Annotated in this window: 1 protein-coding gene; it reads right to left on the bottom strand. The window is 76.2% G+C overall.

Going from position 1 to position 1,403, the window contains the following annotated elements; translation table 11 throughout:
- Positions 1-228: 228 nt before the first annotated feature.
- Positions 229-1,403: NAD(P)/FAD-dependent oxidoreductase (locus AOK15_RS35295; protein ID WP_079058884.1), on the bottom strand; the 1,175-nt coding region annotated here is incomplete at its 5' end.

Here is a 1,403-nt window from a genome sequence, read left to right on the forward strand (position 1 = left end):
GGTGCCGCCGGGGCGGCCGGGGGTGTCACACCGGTCGGTGCCGACGCGGCCACGCGGCCCGGCCGCCGTCGGCGAGCAGGCCCGTACCGTTGATGTAGCGCGCTTCGGGGCCGGTTCGGAATGCCACGGCGGCGGCGATCTCGGCCGGCCGACCGCGTCCTCCTCGCCCGCACCATGGCCGCGCTGTCCGCGACAGCGACGAACGGACGGCGTAGGACGGCCGTTCCGTCACGCTCCGCCTCCCACGAAGCCGCGGCCGACCGTCCCGGCCGCGTCGTGACCCGGCCCGACGGCCTCGTGGCCCCGCGGTCCCCGTACGGCCTCGTGCCAGGCGGCTCCGGCCGCGATGGCCTGCCGCCACTGCCGGATCGCCTTGGGCGGCACCCCGACGGCGAGGGCACCGGTGACCCGGTCGCCCGTGCGGTAGACGGCCACGAACCGGCGCTCGCCCAGGTCGCCGTCCACGACGGCCACCTCGTCGTGGCCCCGGAGATGGCCGTACGCCCGCACCTTCATGTCGTACTGATCGGACCAGAAGTACGGCACCGGCGCGAACGGCTTGCGGGCCTCGGGACGGGCGAGGAGGTTCCGGGCCGCCGCCATGCCCTGCTCGGCCGCGTGCGTACGGTGCTCGATCCGCATCGAGGTGCCGAACAGCGGGTTGTACCAGCGGGCGACGTCCCCGGCCGCGTACACGTTCGGGGCGGCCTCGCAGTACGCGTCGCACACGACGCCGTCCCTCACGTCCAGTCCGCTGTCCGCCAGCCACTCGGTGTTGGGCACCGAGCCGACGGCGACCAGCACCTCGTCGGCCTCGACGGTCCCACCTCCGGCGAGCCGCACCCCACCCTCGGTCACCTCGGTGACGGTGACCCCGGTGCGCAGGTCCACCCCGTGGTCACGGTGCGCCCGCGCCAGCGCGGCGCCGACCTCCGTGCCGACGGCGTGGGCGAGCGGCACCGGGGCGGGTTCGAGGAGGGTGACCCGTGCCCCGAGGCGCCAGGCGACGGCCGCGGCCTCCGCGCCGAGGAACCCGGCGCCGACCACGACCAGCCGCCGCCCCGGCGCCAGCCGGTCCCGCAGCGTCAGGGCGTCCTCCAGGGTGCGCAGCACATGCGCGTCCGTACGGGGCAGCCGGCGCGGCCGTACGCCGGTGGCGACGACCAGCCCGTCGTACGGCACCGTCGACCCGTCGGCCAGCCGCACCTCGCGTTCCGTCAGGTCGAGGCCGGTGGCGGCGGTACCGGGACGCCAGTCGAGGTCGAGGCCGGCGAGGTCGGCCGGGGTGCGCAGGGCGAGCCGGTCGACGTCCCACTCGGACGCGAGGAGTTGCTTGGACAGCGGGGGGCGGTCGTAGGGGACGTGAGGTTCGTCGCCCACAAGGGTCAGCGTGCCCTCGTAGC

Origin of the sequence: Streptomyces ossamyceticus, assembly GCF_001418475.1 — a bacterium.
Classification (GTDB): domain Bacteria; phylum Actinomycetota; class Actinomycetes; order Streptomycetales; family Streptomycetaceae; genus Streptomyces; species Streptomyces ossamyceticus.